Annotated in this window: 3 protein-coding genes; 2 read left to right on the top strand and 1 reads right to left on the bottom strand. The window is 62.7% G+C overall.

What is annotated here, in order from left to right:
- The first annotated feature begins 148 nt into the window (after window positions 1-148).
- Together yedA and rhlE1 are read left to right on the top strand one after the other, a co-directional pair.
- On the top strand, window positions 149-1,051 hold the full coding sequence (gene yedA, locus ACE04F_RS11710; protein WP_486106835.1) for a drug/metabolite exporter YedA: 903 nt from the start codon (window positions 149-151) through the stop codon (window positions 1,049-1,051).
- A gap of 58 nt (window positions 1,052-1,109) precedes the next feature.
- Window positions 1,110-2,447: an RNA helicase RhlE1 gene (rhlE1, locus tag ACE04F_RS11705; RefSeq protein ID WP_486106833.1), complete on the top strand. Its 1,338-nt coding sequence runs from the start codon at window positions 1,110-1,112 to the stop codon at window positions 2,445-2,447.
- A 135-nt stretch (window positions 2,448-2,582) separates the two neighbouring features.
- On the opposite strand, the gene ACE04F_RS11700 is transcribed toward rhlE1, so the two are convergent.
- The gene (locus ACE04F_RS11700; RefSeq protein WP_486106872.1) at window positions 2,583-3,824 is read right to left on the bottom strand and encodes a TIGR03862 family flavoprotein; all 1,242 of its coding nucleotides are present in this window, start codon (window positions 3,822-3,824) and stop codon (window positions 2,583-2,585) included.
- Window positions 3,825-3,874 lie beyond the last annotated feature (50 nt).

Here is a 3,874-nt window from a genome sequence, read left to right as displayed (position 1 = left end):
CCCCCCCCCCCACAGGGTGGGTTGTGTTGATCTGAGATCTGCCGTGTTTTGAAAAGTGTATGGCTCGGATAAACGGATTTTGTAACTTAATTTCTGCCGATTGCCTTTTTAGAATGACAGGTTTCACCGTCCTGACTTCGAGCTGAACATGCCTGGCCCACGCCGTTTTCCGTTGCCATTGATCGCTGCCTTCTTTGCCTTGTACGTCATCTGGGGATCGACCTACCTAGTGATTCGCATCGGCGTCGAGCATTGGCCGCCCTTGCTGCTGGCCGGGATTCGATTCGTGATTGCCGGATCGCTGATGTACGGCTTCTTGCGCTGGCGCGGGGCACCGGCGCCGACTTGGGCGCAATGGAAGGCCGGGGCGCTGATCGGGGTGTTGTTGCTGACGTTCGGCAATGGCGCGGTGAGTATCGCCGAGCACATGGGCGTGGCCTCGGGCGTGGCGGCGTTGGCCGTGGCGACGGTGCCGTTGTTTACCCTGCTCTGCGGATATTTCTGGGGCGCGCGTAATACCCGTCTGGAATGGGCCGGGATTGTATTGGGGCTGATCGGTATCGCCATGCTCAACCTCGGTTCCAACCTGCAATCGAGCCCGATCGGGGCCGCTTTGCTGGTGTTCGCGGCGGCGTCCTGGGCCTTCGGCTCGGTGTTGAGCAAACACGTGCAGTTACCGGCGGGCGCCATGGCCAGCGCCGTGGAGATGTTGGTGGCTGGCGTGGTGCTGTTGATCGCCAGCTTCGCCAGTGGCGAGCGCCTGGAAAGCATGCCGCCGCTGGAAGGCTGGTTCGCGCTGGTCTATCTGATCGGCTTTGGTTCGATCATCGCTTTCAACGCCTACATGTACCTGCTCAAGCATGTGCGTCCGGCCGCGGCCACCAGCTACGCCTACGTCAACCCGGCGGTGGCGGTGCTGTTGGGGATCGTCTTCGCCGGGGAAACCATCGGTATCGAAGAGGCCTTGGCGATGCTGGTGATTATCAGCGCCGTGGTGCTGATCGGGTTGCCGCAGTGGCGCAAGCCCAAGCCCGCACCGGCCGAATCCTGATTTAGGGTAAACTGCTGCGCATTGCACACCCTGCGCTGATTTTTCCTACGGTACCTCCATGACTTTCGCCACTCTTGGCCTGATCGAACCCCTGCTGCGCGCCCTCGAGACGCTCGGCTACCAGACGCCGACCCCGGTCCAGGCCCAAGCCATGCCGGCGGTGCTCGCCGGTCGCGACTTGATGGCCGCGGCCCAGACCGGCACCGGCAAGACCGCCGGTTTCGCCGTGCCACTGTTGCAGTTGCTGACTACCGAAGGGCCGAAGGTCGCAGCCAACTCGGTGCGCGCGCTGATCCTGGTGCCGACCCGTGAACTGGCTGAGCAGGTCCATGAAAGCGTGCGTCAGTACGCGCGGAACCTGCCGCTGAGCACCTACGCGGTCTACGGCGGCGTCAGCATCAACCCGCAGATGATGAAGTTGCGCAAGGGTGTCGACCTGCTGGTTGCCACGCCGGGTCGCTTGCTTGATCTGTTCCGCCAGAACGCGCTGAAGTTCAACCAGTTGCAGACACTGGTGCTGGACGAAGCCGACCGCATGCTCGACCTGGGCTTCTCCGAAGAACTGGCGAACATCTACAAGGCCCTGCCGAAGAAGCGCCAGACCCTGCTGTTCTCGGCGACCTTCTCCGATGCGATCCGCCTGCTGGCCGGGCAGATGCTCAACGACCCGCTGAGCATCGAAGTGAGCCCGCGCAACGTCGCCGCCAACACCGTCAAGCAATGGGTGGTGACGGTGGACAAGAAGCGCAAGCCGGAACTGTTCATCCACCTGATGCGCAAACACAAGTGGAAGCAGGTGCTGGTATTCGCCAAGACGCGCAACGGCGTCGATGCGCTGGTGGAGAAACTCCAGGGCCTGGGCGTCAACGCCGATGGCATTCACGGCGACAAACCCCAGGCGACCCGCCAGCGTGCGCTGGATCGTTTCAAGGCCAGCGAAGTGCAGATCCTGGTGGCCACCGACGTCGCCGCCCGTGGCTTGGACATCGAGGACTTGCCGCTGGTGGTGAACTTCGATTTGCCAATCGTTGCCGAGGACTACATCCACCGTATCGGTCGTACGGGCCGCGCGGGTGCCACCGGGCAGGCGATTTCCCTGGTCTGCGCCGATGAAGTGAATCTGCTGTCAGCCATCGAAACCCTGACCCGCCAGACATTGCCCCGACAAATGGAACAGGACTTCGAACCTGAGCATCGCGTGCCGGAAACCGATGCCAGCGGCCAGGTGATCAAGAAGCCGAAGAAGCCGAAGAAACCGAAAGCTTCCGGGGGCGGCGGCAAGCGCAACCTTGGCAAGTGGGTGGACAGTGGCGACTCGGGGCCGGTGGAGCCTTCGGTGAAACCTGTGCGAAAAGTGCCGGTGTTCAATACCGGACCGCGCAAGCGTAAGCCTTGATGAGTTGCTGCGTCGGATAGAATGCTTTCGCGAGCAGGCTCGCTCCCACAAAGGCTCTGTGGTGTTCACCGCTCTGGTGTCCAGCGCCCGACCCCTGTGGGAGCGAGCCTGCTCGCGAAGGCGACAGCAAAGATTTCAAGTCTGGCGCTGTAGCCACTCCACCATCCCCAACCCCGCCGCGCGACCGCTGGCAAAGCATGCCGTAAGCAAGTACCCGCCGGTCGGCGCTTCCCAATCGAGCATCTCTCCCGCGCAGAAAACGCCGGGCACTTGCTTGAGCATCAGTCGCTCATCGAGTGCTTCGAACGTCACGCCGCCGGCACTGCTGATGGCTTCGTCCAGCGGACGGGTTTTCAGCAGGGTCACTGGCAGGGCCTTGATTACCTGGGCCAGCTGCGCCATGTCGGCAAAACAATCGGCTGGAGTCAGTTCCCGCAACAACGCCGCCTTCACCCCGTCGAGCCCCAACTGGCTGTGCAGGTGCTTGGCCATCGAGCGAGAACCGCGCGGCTTGCTCAATGCCTGGAGAACCTTATCCACAGGCCGGCCTGGCAGCAGATCCAGATGAATGGTCGCGCTGCCGTGCTGGTTGATGGCCTCACGAATCCGCGCTGAAAGCGCATAGATCAGGCTGCCTTCGATGCCGGTGGCGGTGATGACGCATTCGCCGAGGCGTGGCACGTCATCGTCAAGGCCGATGGCGATGTTCTTCAGTGGGGTGCCGGCGAATTTGCCGATCATCAGATCGCTCCAGCCCGGCACATCGAACCCACAATTGCTTGGCTGCAGGGGCGCGAGGGCCACGCCGCGCTGTTCCAACGGCAGCATCCAGGCGCCATCGGAGCCCAGGCGTGACCAACTGCCGCCTCCCAGCGCCAGTAAGGTCGCGTCGGGCTGTAGGGCCTTTTCCCCGTCCGGTCTGGCAATACGCAGGCTGCCATCGGCATTCCAGCCAAGCCAGCGGTGGCGTGTATGAATCACCACGCCGGCATCGCGCAGGCGCTTGAGCCAGGCGCGCAGCAGCGGGGCGGCCTTCATGTCGCTAGGAAATACCCGCCCGGAGCTGCCGACAAAGGTGTCGATGCCCAGGCCGTGAATCCATCCGCATAACTCATCCGCGCCGAATCCCCTCAACAGCGGGGCGATATTCGGCGCGCGTTCACCATAGCGCGACAGGAACGCTGGGAAGGCTTCCGAGTGGGTAATGTTCATGCCGCCGACACCGGCCAGCAGAAATTTCCTGCCCACCGATGGCATCCCGTCGTACAGGTCGACCTTGAGGCCGGCCTGGCTCAACATCTCGGCCGCCATGAGGCCGGCGGGGCCGCCGCCGATAATGGCGATGTTTGGGGTGGAAGGCTTGGTGGTCGAGGTCATGATCGGGCTGTGGGGCAGGAATTGGCGAGGCATTCTACCAGCTCAAATCC

It is taken from the genome of Pseudomonas sp. AGC41 (assembly GCF_057334555.1).
The sequence above is the reverse complement of the archived record's forward strand: the minus strand, read 5'-3'. Positions and strand labels throughout refer to the sequence as shown.